We start from the raw sequence: 20,561 nt of genomic DNA, 5'->3' as shown, positions 1-20,561 counted from the left end.
CTCGGAAACGATGTTCACGAGCAACCATCAGGTGGGGCCAGATCAAACCGTCGCAACACCACCGGCGAGTCGCAAACGGGGCCAGGTCTAGCCGTCGAGCCGGGGCCTCTTCAAGCTGTCATAGCCACCCGTCACGACGTTCAGCTCCGATCACCCAGTCATCCGCGCGCAGTCATTGATCAACCAGATCATCGACGAGGCCTCGGCCCAGTTCGGCGTGTACGCGAAGTCCCCGCAACCAGCGATGAAGGTACTCGGCGACGTCCGGGCAATCGCCGGCCGCGTTCTCCACTTCGCGACAGAACGGGACCTCGCCAGGCGATTGCCCGACGACCTGCTCGCGGCGGCGGCGCCCGACAACGCACCAGACCACGCTCCGGAAGGCATGCGGTCGATTCTCTTCACGGAGGCCTTCGAGCTCGGAGCCAGACCCGCCCTCGACTCACCAGCGAACGCCGCCACAACCGCAATCGCAGTCCACACCGCGCTCGATGTCCTCGACCGCGAAGACATTGGCGCAGCAGGAGATCACCTACGCTGGCTTATCCCTGCGAGCCACGACCTTGAACACCACATCAGGCCGTCGACCGTTTGGGGTGGAGACACCACCTCGCCGGTGCTCGCCGCCATCCAGATCGCCAGCCTCGCACCAGGAATGGCGCCCTCCGATCAACTACGATATCGAGTTCGAAGCGAGCTTCCTGGAAGACGATCTTCAAGATCGGACACAGGTCTCGACATTCGGCTGGTCCCAACCGAATTCTGGCCAGCGCTCGGAAATCTCCTTACAACGCCGAACACCCGGCGCACCAATGTCGGCCTAGCAATGTCCGCGGCACTCCACCTCGTCGGCACCGGCGCCACGCTCACGGACGCCGCTCTCCGCGCAGGCGGCAACATCAGCGGCCACGCACTATCAAGATTCCTCCAGCTCATGGAAGCTGAATCCCACTGGCCCGCCATCAGCACAGCACTGACCAGAATCGCCGAACACCTCGCCGCACACGGCAGCCCAATCGACTACCACCGCCGACGAAACCTCGACTACACCGCGCTTCTCCCCGACGAGGCATGGCGCCAGATCAGCCGCGACACCGCGACCCCATCCCCTGGACCCGCTCGCGCTGCAATCGCCCGCGGCTATCTTCAAGAGCGACTATCCGCATGCCCTGCCCAAGTCACCAACTCCTACCTCCGAGGGAAAATCGCCACCTTTCCCCGACACCTCACCCCCCAACTAAGCGACGCCCTCTTCGAACACGCACACGACTTCCTAACAGCCGCCGGCATCGACGACGAACCTGTCGAGTGGGCACCACCAGTCAGCCTCCTAGGCGACCTCGACCTACCCGGAACGTGGCCCGGCCGTATCAACACCTATCGACTGCGCGAACTGGTTCGGGATCACGACGCCAACCTCTCGACGGTCGCTCGCGAACTGGAGACGACGATCGGTGCCGTCCGCCTCGAACTGGCTGCGACGCCCCTGCCATTCGAACCCGAGGCGATCACACGGTCACGTCCCCGCAGTCCCGCCATGCAGTCGGCCCGCCGACAGCTGCCAAGACCACACCTCCTCGGCCTCTACGAGTCGGAAGGAATGTCCCTCAACAAGATCGCGTCACGCACCGATGTCAGCCGACAAGTCGTGGGGCGCCTGCTCAAGGAATACGGAATACCCACCATCCCCTCCGCAGAGCGCGTGAAGGTGACGGTAGATCGCGACTGGTTGCGCGAACAGTACATCGACCGATGCCGAACGCTCCCCGACATCGCTCAAGAACTCGGAATGAGCACCAGCAACCTCGCACGGTGGGCCAGGCGACACCACGTTCCCCTCCGACCGCGCGGAGGCGGGAGCCACGCGGCAAATCTGACCTCCGATGATGGCCAACTAACCCCGCGCGAATGGGTACGGACCGCCGTAACGAACGAAACAACGCATGAACGGCTCGAACTCTTCAGACACGCCGCGGGCCATCCAACCATCGCCTCGGCGGCACGCCAAATCCACATGGCACCCGCAGCACTGCGATACAGAATCAAGACTCTCGAACGAGCCAGTGGACACGCATTCATCATCCCCGCAGAGCACGACCGGAAAATGAAGGTCACACCCTACGGGCTCAGCGTCCTAGCAGCCCTCAGCCGCCTTGCCACTGCAGCCGCGCCGCTGGCACAGACACCAACGAGTGAAGTGCACTAGTGCTGCCGACGACGTCTCGCGCGTGTTCGCCGAGCGGAGGCAGCCGCTGGGGGGCAGCCCCCTGCCGCCATCCGCGTTGGACTGGACCTCGGACGTTTCCACCGGCCACCAGGATCACCTGGAGCCTTCTCCGCGGGGGCCGTTCGTCAGCAGAGTGTGATCACTCCACGACGACAAGGCCGGCATAATGGCTGGCGTCTGGCCGAACCCTCGGCTGGGCGCTACTGCCGCGCGCGCTCCACGAGACGCTGCGCGTTGGCGTCGTAGACCCAGTCGACGATGTCGCGGGACTTGATCAGGTCGACCGCTCGGTCGATGACGTCTCGGGGGACAACGAACCACTCCGAAGGGTCGTAGTCGCGTCCGTCCAGACCGATCTGCGTGAGGTTCAGCCGGGCCGCGGCGAAGACCTGGTGCAGCAGATTCTCCAGCGCCGACACCCGAAGGTTGTATGTGCGATAAGTAGCGACCACCTCGACAGGGGCCATCAGGTAGGTCGGCGACTTCGCAGCGTTCTTGATGCGATTCTTGACAGAGCCGCGGGTGAAACCGATCTTGTGCAAGTCCTTAATGCCGGTGATCTGAGGATCCTCGCTGAGTGAGCGAAGTACGTAGACATACCCGCTCACCTCGTCGTCCACGAGAATCTCGGGAACCCCGGCGGGCACGACGATCTGCCCGTCCTCGTCGCTGAGCCTGATGGCGAGGGACTGGCGGTACATCGAGGACTCGGTGCCGTTCTCGAACACGCACCGGAGCCGCTCGCGCTTGTTCTCCCGGACGGTGGTCTTCTTGTATTCGGTCTCGCCGATCTCGGCGACGAACAGCATCACGCCGTTGAGGACGAAGAACGCGCCTTCGACGATGTGCGCCATGCCCGGGTACTCCCGAAGCATGCTCGTGCCGGCCTGCAGCTCTGCGTGCTTCTCCTTGAACAGGGGCTCGAACTGCTCGAAGTCTCGCGCCTTCTCGCGGCGGGCGACCCTTCCGTCGTGCACCTGGCGGCGCACGGGGAGGTCGGAGACATCGAGCAGGCCGGATTCGTCGGCGAGCAGGTCGATGTCGTCGCTGCCGAGCAGGGCTTCGATCGAGGCGGGGGCCTCGGGCGTGTCCAGCAGGCCGAACTCGTCGAGGTCCTTGAGCGCCGCGATCTTGCCGTCGTCGGCGAGCATGCCGTCGAGCCGTGCGCCGAGCTTGCGCTCGGCGATCTCCCGGGTCGTCGGGCTCGGGGCCCGGCCGTGGGTCCGACGGAACTCCACGACCTCAAGGAAGGCTCGCTCCAGGCGATCGGAGGAAGTGAGTTTCGCCGGCTTCTCGGGGGCGTCCAGCAGGCCGTCGACGTCGGAGTCGAACAGGTCCTCAAGGCTGGTCGCGCTGGTGTGGGAGGCGGGGGTGGTGCTCTCGCTGGCGGTCATTACTCCTCGGCCTGCGTTTCCCTGGCGGCGGCGTCGCGCTCCTGCTTCTTGCGCTGCAGGAACAGTAGCACTTCGGCGTAGCGCTTCTCGGTGGGCTCCTCGGCGCGGATGTTCGGCTTGCGGCCGTTTACCTTCGCCCACTGCTGGATCTTCGGCCACGCGGCCAGAGCCTCCTCCTCGGTGATCTCGACGCGGGTAGCGGTGATGGCGTCGGAAATGATCCGCAGCACCGACGGCGTGACGGACTTGGAGATGACCTCGAAGGCGCGCTGGAACGGGTTCACCGAGTCGATGAGGTTGATGTTGATGTCCTCGATGTTGACGAACTTCTCCGACATCTTGATGAACCGCTTGTCGCCGACGTCGCGGACCTCGCCGTTCTTGATCACCGAGTCCACGACCACCTGCTGGCGCAGCTCCTCGACCTGCGACTCGTCCAGGTCCGGGTAGCGCTCGCGGATGATCTTCGGGATCAGCACTTTGTTCGTCGTCTCCGGATCCACGGATCCGGCCGCGGCCTTCGCGAAGGTGTCGTCCTGCAGGATGGTCGCCTTGAGGTCGTTGAGGTCGGTCTCGACGATCTGTTTCACGCGGTCGGTGGAGGGCTCCTTGAAGCCGCTGATCGTGATGGTTCCGGGCGGGGGAGCGCCGCCGTCGCCGGGGTGCTTGGTCTTGAAGGTGAAGTTCTGCGCCAGAACCTGCTCCATCAGCAGCGAGGCGGTGATCGCCTTGAGCATGTTGTTGACCGACACCTTGACCTCGCTCTGGGAGGCGTCCGGCTCGGCGATCAGGTTGGTGAACTGGGCGTGCTCCTTGCCAGGGGAGTCGCGAGTGACGCGGCCGATGATCTGGATGACCTCGGTCAACGACGCGCGGTACGCGACGGTGAGGGCGTGCTCGGCGAAGGGCCAGTCGAAGCCCTCCTTGGCCATCCCGAGCGCGATGATGACGTCGACCGCGTCGCGGTCCTTCGACGCGACGGTCGTGAGGTAGTGCAGGGTGTCGGCGCGCTTCTTCTGGTCTGTGTCGTCGACCAGGTCGGCCACCCGCACGATCGCCCCGGTGTCGGAGCGGCGGACGCTGATGATCCCGGTGTCGGGGTCGACTTCCTCGACGTGCCCGATCGAGTCGATGATGAAGCCGACCTCTTCGATCTTGTCCTTGGTCGACTCGCCCGAGTTCACGTTCGGGATGTGGATGATCGTCTTCTTGTTCAGGTCGAAGACCTCGCCGATCGCGTCGGTGTAGCGGCCCTGGTAAAAGTGGTGCCCGATGCCGAGCGAGCGCAGGTACTGGTAGCCGTTGAGCTGGTCGTAGTAGTTGAATGTGACCGGCGTGAACTTAGCCTCGTCCTCGGCGGAAAGCACCGGCACCGAGTCGCCGCGGAAGTACGACCCCGTCATCGCGACGATGTGCACGTCCGAGCCGTTCATCACGTCCCGCAGCAGCGCCCCGAGGCGACTGGCCTCGGTGTCCGCGGACACGTGATGGAACTCGTCGATCGCCAGTACCGTCCCGTCGAACGCGTCCGGGGAGAGCTTCTCGAACGCGAACCGAAGCGTCGCGTGGGTGCAGACCAGCACCGCGTCGGGACCGTTCAGGAAGTCGATGAACGCGCCGACCTTTCCCTGCGACGACCCGGGGTCGCACAGGTTGTGCTCGGGCTTGACCTCCCAGTCAGCGAAGAACCCGTGCGAGGTCAGGTTCGTCGAGGCGAACGACGCCCCGATGGATCGCTCGGGCACCGCGACGATGACCTTCCTGCGGCCCTGGTTGTAGAGCTTGTCGAGCCCCACGAACATCAGCGCGCGAGACTTGCCCGACGCCGGCGGAGCCTTCACCAGCAGGTGCTGGGCGTCGCGCTTGGCGAAGACTCGCTGCTGCATGTCACGCATGCCCATCGCGTCGGTGTTGACCGATCCGCCCGTTCGGGCGTAGGCCACGTCGACGATGTTTACCGGCTTCTTGATCGTGGTCACTTCTTCGTCCCCCTGGTCCTCTTCGCCGGGGCCTGGGCGGTCTCCTCGGCTGTCATCGCTTCATACATAGCGAACAGGTCTGACAATCTCTGCTCGTCAGTCTCGTAGCCGCGCTTGGAGTAGATCGAGTCGACCAGTGCGTCGACCTCGGCGTGCGCCGCTCGCAAGTCGTTCGGCATGTGGTCCGGGTCGTACAACTCTGCCAGGGTCCGCTCGCAGTGGTACTCGCGTACATCGAGAACGCGCAGCGCCGCGACGGTGAGCTTTTCCTTCGTCGCGTCGGAGAGCGGCGGGACCGGAAAGTTGTTGTAGACGATCGTGTTTGAGTATTGGAACCTGTTTTCGAGGCGTCCCGATACAGATCTTATCCAAACCATGTGCATCAACGAAGTAAGCAACGCAAACGCCCAGAAAGATGTGTCGTACATTACGAGAGCCTTGTTTGATCCAATAACGTCCGGATCGACGTACCCGATTGGAATGTATGTTCGCCGTTCGGACGAAATACTTGGAACGATTATTGAGTCGGACTGCTTGTGCGCGAAGTAGTAAAATTGGTTGGGATGCGCAGCCAGTGCATTGGTCGACTTCTCAGAGCTATTCAGTCGATGAGCGCGCACTCCTTCGAAGCGTCTTAAAATCTCAGGGGTTGCAACCGCCTGGTCGATGTCCCCGTCTGGAACTACGAGGCACCATCGAGTCTTTCCCTTGATGAATTCATCCGCTCCACAATACCCCTTTATGTACGTCGCAATACTAGGATGTTCCACTATCAGCCGATCCCGTTCCTGATCGCTGAGAATTAGGTTCCCGCCATCGTTCGGCATGGATCCGTAGCCGAGGCGGGGCATGTCCACGCCGAGCGGAGTGCTACGGCGACGTATCCAAATATTTGCAGCATCGGCAAGATAGGGATTGATCTGGTCTGCGCGATGCTGGATCCCGTCAGTATAGAGGTACTTCGCACTATCCGAGCGTGCTCGAAGAGAGAACACGACACACGTGACACCCGCACCGCCGCGCGCCTTGTTCGACCACGGGAAGGATGTGTATGCGTATGAGATTTCCAATTCATTGCCGAGAACTGGCGGCCAAAGAATTGCGACCTGCTCGCCCTGAGTAATGGAATTGGTGGTCACGAACGCAAGTCGGGCTGCCGTTCCGCGGATGTAGTCGGCCCCTAATATGACCCACCCTGATACATAGTCGAGGCTTTTATACCTCGGCGAAATGCGGGCAAGATCTCGTTTGTGTTCGGCCGACTGGTTTCGGCTACCGAGATAGGGGGGATTGCTTACAAGGTAAATCTCGTCGATTCCGTTATTTGGGCAGACCGCGTTCCACTCCACGTTGAGTGCGTTACCCTGCTTGATCCGGCCGGTCTCCCTAAGGGGGATCAACGGGATCGAGAGATTGAACTTCTCCTTGAACTCGGTGTTCATCTGGTGCTTGGCGATCCACAGTGACAGGATCGCAACCTCGGTGGCGAAGTCGGCAAGCTCGATGCCGTAGAAGTTCTCGATGCTGATCTTCGACTCGGCGAACAGTACCTGGTGCTTGGGATCCAATTCCGAGAGGCGCTCGAGGGTCGCGTGCTCTAGCTTGCGCAATTCCTTGTAGGCGATGACGAGGAAGTTTCCGGAACCGCAGGCGGGGTCGAAAACCTTGATCGTGCTGATACGATCCAAGAGCGCCTCGAGCTTGCGCACCGAGTCGAAGCCCGAGTCGAGCTGTTCGCGCAATTCGTCGAGGAATAGCGGCTCGATCGTCTTGAGGATGTTCGGCACTGAGGTGTAGTGCTGGCCGAGATTGCTGCGTTCATGCGGGTTCACGACCGCCTGGAACATCGACCCGAAGATATCGGGGTTGATGGCGCTCCAGTTGAGATTGCCGAGGTCGATCAGCAATTGGCGGGCCGTTTTCGTGAATCTCGGCACCGTCTGCGCAGCGTCCATCGTGAACAGCCTGCCGTTTACGTACGGGAATGCAGCCAGATACGTCGGGTTTTCTGATGCGTCCTCGGTGTCCAGGGCAGTGAACAGCGCGGCGAGGAACTCGTCCACGTCGGATCCGTCGGGCTGGGTGTGCGAGCCGATCGCGTTGGTGAACTGCCCCTCGGCGAAAATCTCCGTATCCTCGGCAAAGAAGCAGAACAGCAGTCGGGCGAAGAAGACGTTTAGCCCGTGGCGGTCGTGCTCGGCATCCATGAGGCCGGGGTTGGCCGCGAGTAGCTCGTCGAAGAGCTTGCCCATGCGCTCGGCGGCCTTGACGTCCGCATGGGCCTCGGTGACGTACTGCGCCTTCTCCATGCCGGCCCACGGCAGGAAGAACGTGAAGTGCTTATCGATATCCCGGATGGGGATCATCAGGTTCTCGCCGGTCTTGGTATCGACGGCGAGGAGTTCGGCGTAGTCGGTGACTATCACGAACCGCGTGCGGTACCGGACGACGGTCGGCGAAGTCCTCAGCTCGTCGACCACTGCGAGTGGGTCCCCGCTCGTCTCCTTGAAGTAGACGACGTTCTTCTGGGCGACCTCAGTCTCGAGATCGTCGGCGACGTTGAGCGAGCCCTTGCGCAGGCGTGTGACGGCGCTCTGGGGCTTCCCGTAGGCAAGCAGCAGATCGAAGATGAACTCGCGGTCGTACGACGCGCGGCCTCCGAGCGGTGCAACGCGCTCCTCGACGGTCTTCAGGTTGAGCCGCGCCACGGCAGACCTCTTTCAAAATGCAAATGGTGGTGCCGACTGCTTACACTCCCCAAGTCGGCTGTCTCCGGGCATCCTACGAGCTGGCCTGCCGCGCCGCGGGCAGAGCTCGGATTCACCCGTCCACGGGCAGCCAACGGTTCTACGGACGAGCCGGCTGTCACGAGCGGAGCATGAGGCGAGGGTGGTCCGCGAGCTCGAGGTGGGGGCTTAGACGTGTGGCACGGTCCTGGAGAGTCTCCTGACACCACGGCTAAGGACCGCACGGCGCAAGGCCTGTACACGCGAGGCGGGGCGGTGGACGCCATGGCGGAGGCTGAGAGCATGCGGGAAGACCGCCGGGCCGCAGTTAGGCCCCGACTGGTGAAACGTGACGAGCAGTACTGATCGGTCCCGCACGAAATGTTGGTGTTTTTTTTTGGGGGGGGGAGTTAGTCGATCTCGGGCCAGTCGGTTCTGTGTTTGGGTCGAGTCACGCTGTGGTCCCACGGTCGGGACAATCGAAGGTCTAGCCAATCGAGGTCAGCGCGATCGGTCGCCTTCGCGAGATCGTATGCCCGGGCCCCGGCGTCGGTCGCGTGGAGTTCGGCGAGGCAATCTTGAAGGCGCTGGATGTGTCTGCGACCACGACCGGCGGGTGACGACGGGAGCAGGGTCTCGGCGAGCTGTTCGACCTCATCTGAGGTCAAGTCTATGGTGACGTCTCCGATCGACAGCGTCGCGGAGTCGTCGCCTGTCCATCGAAGCTCCATCGGTCGCGAGGTGCCCGCTGACTCACTCATAGCGGTGGAGTCTGGCACAGTCGGGTGATTGAGCGCGCTGCAAATTGGTCCAGGGGTCTAGTCTCGCTCTGACCTGCTGATGGGAAGAGGAATCCGCGGTTGTCCCGGGGGACTGGTGCGCGTCCGATGCGCGATGAGCAAATCAGGAACCGCTCCCTCTGTCTAGAGCCCGGGGTGCACGGTGGATTGCCACGAGGCCAAGCCTCGAGGAGGCGTGCGCAGAGGTGCCGGGCCGTGGGCGGCCTGGAGCGAGACCAGAGAATCTTCGGGGCGGTGCGCCGTGCGGATGATGTGGCGGCCTACACCCAGCTGCGCGCCGTAACTTGGAATCGTGAAGCCACACACATATACCTCGTCGCCAAATGAGTTGAACTGAGCTGCAACCAATGTCGAGGCTGCGACTGTCAGGGCATTCAGTTGGGGGCCGAAGCCGGTCAGGTGCGAGTCGACGCCGGCCGCAACGTCGAGCAGGTGCTTTGCCGGTGCGCCAGAGGCGGTGGCAACTTCCTGGAGTCCGATTAGCCGGTGCCCGGCCGTCGCGGATCGACGTAGAGGGCCGGCCAGGAGGAATGCGCCGAATGCTGGGCACGCGAATAGTGCGGTTACCGGTGTGGACTCGTCAAGTTCGGCCAATCGAGTCCGTAGGCGGCTCCAGTGCCCGCGCGGCGCCGCATTCCGGCGGGGTGCAGAGCCGCGTTCGATCCATTCCACGGGGTGAGCGTACTGACATCACTGTATCGCGTGCGATGCAGGGTTGTGGAGGTGGACGGCCGGTGCGCTCCGCGTTAGTATCGCGTGCGATACAAACCGTGTGGGTCGCAAGGCGGCGGTGGCGTACCGGCGACAATCGGTCGGTGCCGGTTCCCGAGTCGTCGCTTTCCTCAGCGCAGAGGCGGGTACGAAGGGTGCGTCGAGATGCTGTCGGCGAAGCGCTTCGGCGAGCCCGCCTTTCGTCGGGGCTGAGTCAGGAGGGGCTCGCGAAGCTGAGTGGTGTCAGTCGTGCGGCGATTGCGCGGATCGAGACGGGAGAGGCGTCGACGCAGGTCGATCGGCTCTGGGACTTGGCTGCGGCCCTCGACACGACCCCGAGCGCGATACTTGCCCAAGCTGAGGAGTTGCTCTAGCTCCGGTTAGGACGAGGGCGAGGCGACCCACCGCCACCGCCCTAGGTGCGATCCAGAGGGCGCGGCCATTCCTCACTCCCCTGAGGCGTCGGGGATCCTATGCGCTCGCGTTCTTAGATCAAGGCACGACGATCGCCGTCGTCGGTGGGTCTGGGGCTGGGTCTAGTCCCTGTGCGAACGAGATTGATTGGATCGACTGGCTGTGGCGGTGGGCCGGGATAGCTCGGTCGAAGTTATCCCGACTATCCGGCTGGGCGGCACTATCGGATCGCTCTGCCGCCCACAAGCTTGGACGAAGGCTATTTCGCGCTGCGGAGGATGAGATACACCGCGGCAGTGACTTGGCGGGTGCGCTCGAGTTGGATGCCGGTGTACGCCGATGTGTACCGTCCCACGGCGAGGTAGCAGGTGTGCTTCGCGGTCGCCGAGGAATACGGCGAACTAGTCAGGGGGACGCTCCGGCACTGTGCCGAGGGCAGGCCCTCGATGGTGAAGGCTGTGGCGCCAGCCTCGGCGGCGAGGTCCTTTGCTAATTGCTCGAGCATCCGTGCCGCCGCCTGGGCGTCGCGGGTGCGGTAGACGGCGTTCTTGCCCACGCCGACCAGGTCCATGCCCACCTCGTCGAACAGCGCGGCTGCCTTGGTTGGATCGTCCATCCAGTGCAGTTGCGCCGTCCGTGTCTGGAAGCCCCAGTACTGCTCGAACCGGCCCGGCTCGATCCGGTCGGGCGTGACAGTGAGGCCGACGATGCCGTCATTGTCCGCGGGCAGAGTAGCCAGGTCCGCGCTCGTTGGTGAGGTGAACCCGGTCAGGCGATCGTGCTGGAGATCGACGGCTTTGGTCAGCCAGCCGGCGAGCTTGCCCTCGTCCTTGCTGCGCGGTGAAGCGATGAGGAGAAGGGGACCGAAGGCGGCGTAGCCGGTGATCGTGGTGAAGATCCGGTTGTCGCCTGCCGGGGTTCTGTAGGCGGGGAGGTCGTCGCGGCCGGGGATGGCCACGGCCCGGGCCCTTTCCTGTGTGCGCAAGTCCTCGACAGCTCCCTTGGCCGCAACTTCGTCGGGCATCCGCACCAGCGTGATCGTGATGCCGTCGCCGCTGGTCGCCCGATCAGGGGCCTCGCGGATTTCGCTGATGCCGTATAGCATGCCCCGCTTGGCCAGCCGGTCCTGATCGAGTCCGTCGAGGCCGACGAGGTTGGAGGCGCGCACCGCGATCTGGGGATTGCCGACCGTCAAGGAGCGATCGACTTCGGTCGGCAGCACCATCCGGTCGGAGAGCATGTTCGCCGCCAGCACCTTGCGCTGCGCTCCGGGAGCTGTGGCTTCCCGCGGTGCCGTCGGCAGACCGCCGGTGCCGCCGTAGAGTGCCTGCGTCTGGGGTCAGGCACCGCTGTGCCGGCCACTGTGGTGCACCCGGTGATGAGGAGGGTGGTCGCGATCAGGGCTGCTGTTGCTCGGACATGCACGACTCGAGATCTCCTTCGTCCTATGGGGTGCGGGTGAGGATCGTCCACTGGGCCGCTGCAGCCTGCCGGACCGCGGTGAGGTCAGAGGCTTGGACCTGGGCGACGAAGCGGCCGACCGCCAGTGTGCAGGTGTTGTCCTCGCTGCTGTCGCCCCGCGAGCACTGCACCGGTCCGCTCAAGCCAACGACGCCCTCGACCTGGGTGCGCCTTGAGGCCTCGCGCAGTTGATCGAAGAGGCGTAATGCGGCAGCGCTGTCCCGGGTGCGCAGGACGATGCTGTTGTTCCAACCGATGAGATCGACTCCGGCCTCACGCAGCATCGCTGTCTGCGTAGGGTTGCCGCCGCGGCGCTCGAAGACCGGCAGGGTGAGCAGGCCGATCCGTCGTTGCTCCAGTTCGGTCGCCTCCATGCCCAGATGCAAGGCTCTGGCGAGAACGCCGTCGCGGTCCAGCGGCACCGTTGTGATGGCCTGGGTGGCGGTGGGGGTGAATCTCGAGGTCTCCACTGTCTGCCGGCGGTAGAGGTTGGCGGCGAGGTCGACCGCGCGTGCCGCCGTCGGGGCCTTGACGTTGATGTTCATCAGGAGCGGTCCGCGGATAAATAGGATGTTGATCTCGCCCGGTGCCGGCTCGTGGACGACTCCGTCCGTGAGGCCGGGGATCGCGGCTGATGACTGTGAGACGTTGCGCGCCGTGGCGAGTGCCTGCGGCCCGTCGGCGGTCTTGGCCATGCGCACTGCGGCGACCGCGACCTCGGTCGTCGGGGATTCGGACTTGTCAGCCCGTACCAGCGCCACGCCCACCTTTGCCTCGCGTGCCAGGTATCCGACGTAGCTGGGCAGGATGGTGCTGGCTGCCAGCGTGGTGACGGGGTACGGTTCGCGTGCCTTTGGCGTGGCTACGAGCGTTGGATCGATGTCCATGGGCTCGATGAGCGTGGCGAGCATCCGGTTGCCCTCGGCTGTCCAGGCAGCGGTGATCTCGCCCTGCGGGACCTGATAGAGCGTGGTCGGGTACTCACCGACGTCGAGACCGGCCGGTACCGGTGACGAGGACGACGGCGCGGTTGCTGACGCTGGTCCGCTCGCCTGACCGTCCACCGTTGTCGAACACGCTGAGGCCAACACGGTTGCAGCGAGGATCAGGCCAGTCCCTATCACCCGGGTCATTCATCCTCCTCGCTCGGGCTCATGGTCTCCAACGGTGCCTGGCGGTGCTTGGCGTGTCCTTGCCGACCACTTACCGGCAGGTACCCGGTCTTGGGCGGAGAGCACCGCGCAACCTCGGCCGCAAGGATCGCTCGCTCATCTTCGAGACTGAGATCGAGACCGTCTCGAAGCACAGCCCAGTACCGCCGCTGCTCAGCGGCGTAGACGTCGAACAGCTCGAGTCCTCGTTCATCGCTCACATAAATTAGACGCACAAGGTGCGCGAACGGTTCCACATGTTTTCGCCGACCGACCAGCTGGAGCAGCTTGCAGGGTGCTCAGCCTGCGACGATCGTTAAGTTCGCCCTCGTCGAGGGCCGATCCGAAGTGTACGTGGGTCCTGTTCGATCTCAGCGACCGTCTCGACCTCACTGCTGAATTCGATGTCTTCGAGGCGCCCGTCGGCGCCGACTGCGAGTTCGTACCGGGTGACGCGAGCATTGAAGCTCCACACAGCGTTGGACTCCACGACTGGAGCGATCGCCTCGTCGCAGTCGGCGCACTCGGCGACCGGTTCGTCGAGTTCCTCGTGTGTGGCGCAGGCGTTCCGGCGCGAGTCGCATAGGTTCCCCGGTGTCAGCAGCTGTGCCTGTGGCGGCCACTTCATGTCGACCCACTCAGACGAGGTCAGCCGGTTGTCGCGAGCATATCGTTCTAGGGACTGTCGCTTATCTGCATCGGTCCAACGGATTTCGGGTGCGATTGCGACATCCTCGATCGGATCGATTCCGGAGTAGTCGGCCGGGTCAGAGAGGGTGTCGGCCATCGCAACGTCAGCCTCTGCGAACGCGGACGCCCCGGTGTCGGCGTTCGCTGCATCGACGGGCGTGTCGAACTCCGCCTCCAGGTGCGTCCACATGTGCCGTGCCGCCATCACGGCTCCAGGTGGAATCACGCCGAGTATCCGCTGCTCGAGCGCAGCCACGTCATCGGTACCGCCGGTCATCTCCACGAGCCGTGCCTGAACCTCCGCATGCGCCTGGCTTGAAGAGTATCCATGGAAGCTCGTAAGCACTTCGACCAGTGCGTTCTCAATCCTCGAACCCCTGCGCCCCCCTCTTCTGAATGAATGGCGTCACCGTATACGCGCCGGGTGACAAGTTCCGTCATGACGGTTGGAACCTGTCTCCCCTGCCTCGCGCAGAGATGGGCGACGTTCTCGACGGCATCGACGCGCTGGTCAGTGCGGGACATTGACCGCACCCGCGTCCTCAGAGGTTCGACTACGTTGAGCATGTGGCGAGAACGATGACCGCGGTATTCGTACTGATCGCATCCCCCAGTGACCTCGCAGATGCTCGCGCATCCGCAATGGAAGCGATGGTGCAGTGGAACGCGCACCACTGCGAACAAGTCGGTGTCGTCTACGTGCCTCTGCTCTGGGAGAGCGCAGTCGTGCCCCAGTTCGGAGTCGGAGAGTCACCGCAGACCCTCATCAACCGGCAGCTTCTCGATCGCGCCGACGTAGTGATCGCGATGTTCGGCAGCCGCGTGGGCACGCCGACCGACGGCGAGCTGTCAGGAACGCTGGTCGAGATACGTGAGGCGCGTGCGGCTGGCAAGCCTGTCCATCTCTACTTCTCGTCCGCTCCGCATCCCAACGATGTTGATCCCGGGCAACTCGCAGCACTGCATGAGGTGAAGCAAGCCGTACAGAACGAGGGCCTGTACGGCTCGTTCGACGGAGCCGCCGACCTTGGCTACAAGATTTCCTTCGTACTCACTCGAGACGCGGCTGGCTTCTCGCCCAGAGACCAGCCACCGCAGACAACGACAAGCGCCGACCCGATCGCCCAAGATCAGGAGCAGAGCCGCCAGGAAACCGACAGTAAGGGGAGGGTCAGGAGTCGCACCCACCGGTGGATCGAGGTCACCAACCGCGGTGCTCGGCCGGCGCTGGACCTGTCGGTCACCCCGACTAGCCACGGCATCATCCTTCATGAGGACGATCGGCCCCGGACGCTGTACGACGGGCAAACCCGCAAGTACACGTATATGCGGACCGCAGGCGCCGACGAGCCCGCTGTCCTTGTGCGGTGGCGCGATGATGAAGGTGGAGAGATCCAAGAACGTCGCTTTGACCTTTGACGCGCATCTCTGTGCGTCCGGTGGTTGCCGTCAAGCCTGAAGGCGACCAGAAATACCGACGCAGGTTGATATTTCGCCATCTGATGCTCCGTCGTTCGGGGCGTGGATCAGCCGGCCGTGTCCAAGAATGCATCTGCCTGGTGGGGCACGCCGAACGTCGATAACGCCCGTCGGACACTGCCCACTGGATCGCCGCGACCCATGTTGCTGGCCTGGGCAATTCCTCTTCGGCGTCGTCTCGAGGGACTGCCCTTCGACGTAGCGCCGCCCGCATCGCTCCTGACCTGGACCGATAGTATGGAGGATATGACGCGTTCGCGAGGGGCGAACCCGGTGCACCAACTCCTCGATGCCGGCGAGTTCACCCGCACGGAACTCGCTGCCGCGCTCAACGTCCAGCCCGGCGCGATCGACTACTGGGTCGACGGCATCGGCAAGCCGGACCCGGACCAGCTCGCGCGCCTGGAGCGCGCCGTCGCGGCCGACACCGCAGCTGGCACCGCGATCGACGTCGGCCTCCGCCGCGGGCCCGTGCGCATCGCCCTCAGGCTATGGGAGCTCGCATTCGCCCCGCAGGGACGGTTCAAACTGCCCCTGAACCTCGAATGGTCCGGGACCGGCGAGACGCGCTGGCGCAACGCCGCCGACCTCGACTCACTGCTCATCGCCTACACCATCGTCATGGTCGAGGGCCGCTACACCGACATCGTCCGCTGGGTCGACCCCCGCACCGTCGCCGAGCATGTAGACGAGATTATTTGGCCTCGGCTGTACGAGCGGGTCTGGCGCGGCGCGCTCTCGAGGTGGGGGCTCCTCTAGGTGCGGTTGGGTACGAGCGCTGAAGAGCGGTCGTACCGCAGGGGGTGGGACGCCGGATTCGGCCTGCCAGTAGTGTGAGAACCACGACTTACAGGTCTTTATAACTAGGGCCGACCTATAAAGACCTATACAGTAGGTTCAGGGACAGGCACGGAACCTGCAGATGCCAGGCCGAGGATCCAGCGGGCTCGACAGTCTCGTCTGCCGCTCAGGCAAGCCGGATCAGATGTCACCTACCCGTGCACAGTCCCCTGCGAGAGGATTCCGGACACTCCTGGAGGGGTCACTTGTCATGATTCGGGCCCGGGTAGTCTTTCTGAAGGCGTTCAGTATCCGCGGCGAACGTTCAGATGGGGCGAACGTGACCGACTTCAGGACCTGGTGCACGATTGGTGGTCTCGTGCCAGTCGGGGATCACATGTCGGGTGTCATAGAGTCGTACGACGACGCCAGCGGTATTGCGATCGTGGCCGCAAGTCTCCCCGAGGCCTACGCCGAATCCGACTCGCTTGCACTGATCGCCGAACGCTTCGGCAAGCGTGGTGTCGCGCAGTTTCTGCGAAACAAGCTCCCGACGAAGTCAAGCGCCCGTTCCGGGGACATGGGGGAGATCCTGGCCACTGCTTACCTCTTTGAACAGCGCGGGTACGTGGTCGGCCCCAGTCGTCTCATTCAGCGCGATCACCAAGAGTGGGCGATGAGAGGCGACGATGTGCTTGGGGCGAAGGTGGACGCCGACCAGGACGTCAGGATAACGAAGGTCGAGGCAAAGAGCCGCCTGAACTTGGGGGAGAGCACCGTCGCTGACGCTCGTGAGGGTCTGGCCCGCAACGCCGAACTACCATCACCGCACTCACTCACGCAGTTTGCGGAACGGCTCCTTCACTCCGCAGACAGCTCGGTCGGCGAAGCGGTACTTGCACTCCAACTCTCGGACGGCGTGCATCCTGACCGCATGAGCCACCTGATGTTCCTTTTCACAGGTAGCGATCCATCCGCTTACGTAGCCGCAGATCTGAACTCCTACCCGGGATCTATCTCCCAGCTCACCATCACGCTCCGAGTCGATGGGCACCAGGCATTCATCAAGGATGCCTATCAGGAGGTAATCAACAGTGGCTCGTGAGCCAGCTGACCTCGCTGAGGCGGTGGCAAGCGCGATTGAACCTAGTTTTAGGGAACGCCTGCTCGCTCGTGGCCAGGCACAGTCGATGATTAGGCGAGCGGGCGTGCTGCCACCGGGTGCGCCCCAGTTCAGTCCTCTCCTCGACTCAGATCTTCTCAACTACGCCTACGCGCTCCTATCGACAAGCCTCGACCTACTTGATTCGGCCAGCGACGACGACGTGACCGATCAGGAGATGCTGGCACGTCAGGGCTTCATCCAGGCCTCGTATGCGTTGGAAGCTGCAATCCGGAACGCAACGACCGTTGAAGAGACAGCATTCCACTGGCTGATCGCTGGGGCAGCAAGCCATCTAGGTGGCTATGCGGCCAGGGCCTTCTCATTGATGCAGGCGAGTCGTCGATCGGGCCGGCTGAACCCTATGGAGATGACCCTCGCGGACCTGGCGATGCGTGATCTTAACTCGATTGAACAGCGGACGCAGGCATTGCGGTCCTCTCCCCAAGTCTCTGATGATGCCCTGCTGCGCGCTCTCGCTGGCGACCTCGAAAGGCAGGATAATCCGTCCTCTGGAGACCAGGTCGGCCCGCTAGTCCTCCTCCTCAGTGAGAACTATCTCGCGGCCATCGCCGCCGCCTTGTACGCGCTCGAGATCGGAAGCGTCGAGCTTCTCGGGGCTGCTAGCGACGACATCGAGCTCGGTGAGCAGGCTTCGTTGGACGTCAATGCTCCGGGGCCATGGTGGGTCTACCGACTCACCCGACGCCTTCTCTGGGACCTATTTGAGACAAGCATCCAGACCAATATCCCCGACGATCCGCCGGCGGGTGCGGCTGAACATCACAAGCGGTGGCACTATCTCCGTCGCACCTTCATTGAGTCACTACTGGCTCGTGGTCGTTCCGAGATCGACCTCTGGCCCTCTCAGCTCAACGTCGTCGACCGGATCTTCAAGGACGGGCGAGATCTGGTGGTCGCTCTCCCCACGAGCGCCGGTAAGACACGTATCGCTGAACTCGCTGTCTTGGCCTGCCTCGCACAGAAGAAGCGGACGGTCTATGTGACGCCGCTCCGGGCCCTTTCCGCTCAGTCGGAGCAGGTCCTCGAGCGCACGTTCACGCCCCTTGGAGTTCGAGTTTCCTCCCTTTACGGGAGCATGGGGGTAAGCCACGTCGATGAGGACACGCTTCGCTCGGGCGAGATCGTGGTCGCGACCCCGGAGAAGCTGGATTTCGCGCTTCGGTCCGATCCTTCTGTCCTGGATGACGTAGGGCTCGTGGTGTTGGATGAGGGCCACATGATTGGCGCCTCCGAACGTGAAGTTCGCTACGAGGCCCAGATTCAGAGGTTGCTACGCCGTCCGGATGCTTCGACGAGGCGCATCCTGTGTCTTTCGGCGGTGTTCCCGTCGGGGACAGAACTCGACGACTTCGTCGCTTGGATCACGGGCGACGAGCCAGACGGGCTCCACCGTGAGCCTTGGCGGCCGACCCGACAGCGCTTCGGTCTGGTCGAGTGGCGTAACGCCTATGCAAGACTAACGATCACGCTTGGAGCCGACCAGCCATTCATCCCTAGGTACATCGAAGCGAGGACGCCGGGCGGGCGACGGAGGCGCCTATTCCCGGCAGATCAGCGTGAGCTTGTTGTTGCCACGGCCTGGCGGCTCGTTGAAGAAGGCCAGACAGTCTTGGTCTTCTGCCCGCAACGGAACTCGGTCGAGCCGTACGCGCGAGCGATCATCAAGCTTCACGAGCAGGGTTTGGTCACGTCTGTGTTGTCGCCTGACGTTGACCTGACCAACGCACTTGCTATCGGGGCCGAGTGGTTCGGTGCCGATCACGCCATCCTTAAGTGTCTCGAGATTGGCGTGGCCATCCACCATGGAGCGTTGCCGGGGCCCTTTCGTCGTGAAGTGGAGCGGCTCCTGCAGTCGGGCACCTTGAAGGTCACGATTGCCTCACCGACCCTTGCTCAGGGTTTGAACCTCTCCGCCTCCGCTGTGCTCTTCCACGGGTTGCGTCGCGGCAGGGACATGCTCAAGGGGTCCGAGTTCGCCAACGTGATCGGACGTGCTGGCCGCGCATTCGTCGACACCGAGGGCCTCGTCCTGTACCCGATCTTCGAGCCCACTGAGCGACGGCGGCGGGAATGGTTCGATCTCACGCAAGGTGACGGCGGGAAGGCGTTGCAGTCCGGTCTCATCGAGATCGGCATCCTGCTCCTGAGAAGGATGTACGCATCTCAGGGCCTCAGCTCCGTTGAACCGCTTCTTGACTATCTCACGGGTGGACCAGAGTGGTCGCTGCCGAGCGTGGCTAACGAATCAAGTGAAGACGTTCTCGCGGCCAGCTCGACTTGGCGATCGAGCCTCGCATTACTTGATGTCGGCATTCTGAGCATGGTCGGCGAGAGCGATCAGGAGGCGGATGCGGATGCCGCCACTCAGATCGTCGCCGATGCGTTGCTCAATTCGCTATGGGAGCGGCAGTTGCGTCGCTTCGACGCGTCGTCCGCGGCCGCCATACGTGGCGTTGTGGAGACTCGAACCCGGCACCTTTGGCGGACGTCTACTCCGTCGCAGCGCCGTGGCTGGTACTTGGCGGGTCTTGGAGCGGAGGCTGGGTCCGCGCTCGCGCTCGTCTCTGGAGACGTCGTTACTCTTGCGGCTCAGGCCGAAGTGGCCATTCTCGACTCCGACTTTGAGATTGCCGAGGACCGGCTAGTTGATATTGCTGAGATCGTGTTTGGGCTAGACGTCTTCGCGCCCGAGACAGCTATCGCTGACTGGCCGGGTGTGTTGCGGCATTGGGTGCGTGGCTCGGCTCTGAGCGAGCTTCAGGGCGACCGGGTTGCCGTGGCGCAGTTCGTAGAGTCGGATCTCGTCTACCGGCTGGTGTGGGGCATCGAGGCAGCAAAAGTCTTTGAGGTAGCTCAGGGAAACCTGAATGCTGGGTTGTTGATGGGCATGGCTGTGACCGCGATCGAGACGGGTACCTTCAATTTGTCGGCGTCGGTGCTCGTCCGTTCGGGGTTCGACCACCGGCGAGCAGCCATCCTGGCAGTCACCAGTACCGAGGCGACCTTCGAATCCGTCGCGGACATGCGCCAGTGGATACGAAACTTGGATGCCTCCTTTTCATCCGACCCAGCTTGGCCGACGGTCGAATCCCGCTCTGCTTGGGAGGCGTTCGCATCCCGCACAAGGACGCAGCGTTCGCGTCGATGGCGCGCACAGTCGAAGAGGGTAAGCGATGTAACTTGGTATGACGCTGTCCCCGATGCGGGGGCATGGCTACGCGTAACAGGTGCCGGTGCGGGCCGCGTGGAGATTTGGTCGCCGGGCTTTGATCTGCTCGGTGAGGCGTTCGTTCGCCTCAACGCCGAGCGGCAAGGAGTCCTGCGAGCCAAACGATCGCGATCCGGCCCAGGTATCGAACTTCGATATCGGGGCCCCGACGACCTAGACCCATCAGTTGTCTAACGCCAGACTCGTTGAGTGCGGTCGATCAGGCCTACCACCCCGCACGATGCTGCGCCGGACGAATAAGCTCTGCCGCTGCGGAGTTCGCGCTTCGGGGGTTCTTGTTCGCGTCGATGAACGTGACTCCTTCCGACGTTTACCGTACCCAGATCAGGGCTTG

Annotated in this window: 13 protein-coding genes; 7 read left to right on the top strand and 6 right to left on the bottom strand. The window is 63.3% G+C overall.

Features of this window, described 5'->3' with window-relative positions:
* Positions 1-175: 175 nt before the first annotated feature.
* Positions 176-2,206 (top strand): helix-turn-helix domain-containing protein, encoded by a 2,031-nt coding sequence (locus tag FK529_RS06430; RefSeq protein ID WP_146560121.1) that lies wholly within the window; start codon positions 176-178, stop codon positions 2,204-2,206.
* 221 nt (positions 2,207-2,427) lie between these two features.
* Here FK529_RS06430 and FK529_RS06425 read toward each other — a convergent pair whose 3' ends face one another.
* The 3 genes from FK529_RS06425 to FK529_RS06415 are packed head-to-tail and all read right to left on the bottom strand — an operon-like array spanning position 2,428 to position 8,308.
* Positions 2,428-3,621 (bottom strand): GIY-YIG nuclease family protein, encoded by a 1,194-nt coding sequence (locus FK529_RS06425; RefSeq protein WP_146560120.1) that lies wholly within the window; start codon positions 3,619-3,621, stop codon positions 2,428-2,430.
* On the bottom strand, positions 3,621-5,600 hold the full coding sequence (locus FK529_RS06420) for a DEAD/DEAH box helicase (protein WP_146560119.1): 1,980 nt from the start codon (positions 5,598-5,600) through the stop codon (positions 3,621-3,623). Before FK529_RS06420 ends, FK529_RS06425 begins: the two co-directional genes overlap by 1 nt.
* Positions 5,597-8,308 (bottom strand): DNA methyltransferase, encoded by a 2,712-nt coding sequence (locus FK529_RS06415; RefSeq protein ID WP_146560118.1) that lies wholly within the window; start codon positions 8,306-8,308, stop codon positions 5,597-5,599. The genes FK529_RS06420 and FK529_RS06415 overlap by 4 nt, the downstream gene beginning before the upstream one ends.
* Before the next feature lie 1,165 nt (positions 8,309-9,473).
* Between FK529_RS06415 and FK529_RS20760 the strand changes: the two genes are divergently transcribed.
* The gene (locus FK529_RS20760; RefSeq protein ID WP_331456313.1) at positions 9,474-10,211 is read left to right on the top strand and encodes a helix-turn-helix domain-containing protein; all 738 of its coding nucleotides are present in this window, start codon (positions 9,474-9,476) and stop codon (positions 10,209-10,211) included.
* 299 nt (positions 10,212-10,510) lie between these two features.
* Here FK529_RS20760 and FK529_RS06405 read toward each other — a convergent pair whose 3' ends face one another.
* The gene (locus FK529_RS06405) at positions 10,511-11,554 is read right to left on the bottom strand and encodes a DUF7373 family lipoprotein (RefSeq protein ID WP_438947177.1); all 1,044 of its coding nucleotides are present in this window, start codon (positions 11,552-11,554) and stop codon (positions 10,511-10,513) included.
* A 142-nt stretch (positions 11,555-11,696) separates the two neighbouring features.
* The gene (locus tag FK529_RS06400; RefSeq protein WP_146560115.1) at positions 11,697-12,845 is read right to left on the bottom strand and encodes a DUF7373 family lipoprotein; all 1,149 of its coding nucleotides are present in this window, start codon (positions 12,843-12,845) and stop codon (positions 11,697-11,699) included.
* Positions 12,846-12,898: 53 nt separating this feature from the next.
* On the opposite strand from FK529_RS06400, the gene FK529_RS06395 reads away from it, so the two are divergent.
* Positions 12,899-13,093 carry a hypothetical protein gene (locus FK529_RS06395; protein WP_146560114.1) on the top strand — a complete coding sequence of 65 codons (195 nt, stop codon included), beginning with the start codon at positions 12,899-12,901 and terminating at the stop codon, positions 13,091-13,093.
* A gap of 86 nt (positions 13,094-13,179) precedes the next feature.
* Here the strand turns inward: FK529_RS06395 and FK529_RS06390 are convergent, their stop codons facing one another.
* The gene (locus tag FK529_RS06390; RefSeq protein WP_146560113.1) at positions 13,180-13,830 is read right to left on the bottom strand and encodes a 3'-5' exonuclease family protein; all 651 of its coding nucleotides are present in this window, start codon (positions 13,828-13,830) and stop codon (positions 13,180-13,182) included.
* A 290-nt stretch (positions 13,831-14,120) separates the two neighbouring features.
* Between FK529_RS06390 and FK529_RS06385 the strand changes: the two genes are divergently transcribed.
* The 4 genes from FK529_RS06385 to FK529_RS06370 all read left to right on the top strand — a co-directional run bounded on the left by FK529_RS06385 (position 14,121) and on the right by FK529_RS06370 (position 20,401).
* The gene (locus tag FK529_RS06385; RefSeq protein WP_146560112.1) at positions 14,121-14,972 is read left to right on the top strand and encodes a DUF4062 domain-containing protein; all 852 of its coding nucleotides are present in this window, start codon (positions 14,121-14,123) and stop codon (positions 14,970-14,972) included.
* 306 nt (positions 14,973-15,278) lie between these two features.
* Positions 15,279-15,791: a hypothetical protein gene (locus FK529_RS06380; protein WP_146560111.1), complete on the top strand. Its 513-nt coding sequence runs from the start codon at positions 15,279-15,281 to the stop codon at positions 15,789-15,791.
* 361 nt (positions 15,792-16,152) lie between these two features.
* On the top strand, positions 16,153-16,917 hold the full coding sequence (locus FK529_RS06375; protein WP_146560110.1) for a Hachiman antiphage defense system protein HamA: 765 nt from the start codon (positions 16,153-16,155) through the stop codon (positions 16,915-16,917).
* A 103-nt stretch (positions 16,918-17,020) separates the two neighbouring features.
* Positions 17,021-20,401: a DEAD/DEAH box helicase gene (locus FK529_RS06370; protein ID WP_158635064.1), complete on the top strand. Its 3,381-nt coding sequence runs from the start codon at positions 17,021-17,023 to the stop codon at positions 20,399-20,401.
* Positions 20,402-20,561: the final 160 nt, after the last annotated feature.

It is taken from the genome of Tsukamurella asaccharolytica, assembly GCF_007858435.1.
In the GTDB taxonomy this organism is placed as follows: Bacteria; Actinomycetota; Actinomycetes; order Mycobacteriales; family Mycobacteriaceae; genus Tsukamurella; species Tsukamurella asaccharolytica.
This window is presented reverse-complemented; position numbering and strand designations above follow the sequence as displayed.